A 427-nucleotide genomic window follows, 5' to 3' on the forward strand; every position below is an offset into this window, starting at 1 on the left:
GTCTCACCGGGGCAGCCGACAATGGCCGAGAGCGCGACTGGTCGCGGCGCGCCAGCGTGAGAGCCTTCATGCGCTACGTCGTCTCGGCATCGTTGCTGGCGACGTCTCGTTCCTCAATCTGCCCGATGGCCAGTTGCCCTCGATCCCGGGACGCTGTTATCGCGCGCTGCGCCGCCAGGTCGCACGATGCCGGGATCTCGATCTCATCGTCGGACCGGCCTGCAATGACGACCATCCCGATCACCGCGCCGTAGCAGCGGCCGTCGCCCGATGCCCGGGTGGCGCCGGTCGGCTGACCTACCGCGTGTGGCCGCCTCGCCCGGACAGGTCCGGACCGGCATGGCGCATCGCTGTGCCCGGAGGAGTTCCGGTTAAGCGGTCGCTGATCCGCGTCTACCGGACGCAGCTCGGCGCCGTTTCCGATGAT

Annotated in this window: 1 protein-coding gene; it reads left to right on the forward strand. The window is 69.1% G+C overall.

The window, feature by feature from the left end; all coding sequences use genetic code 11:
- Positions 1-37 precede the first annotated feature (37 nt).
- The coding region (locus AAIO73_RS20225) for a PIG-L deacetylase family protein (protein WP_345880594.1) at positions 38-427 on the forward strand (390 nt) is incomplete at its 3' end.

Source organism: Sphingomonas epibiotica (genome assembly GCF_039615155.1).
Lineage (GTDB): Bacteria > Pseudomonadota > Alphaproteobacteria > Sphingomonadales > Sphingomonadaceae > Sphingomonas.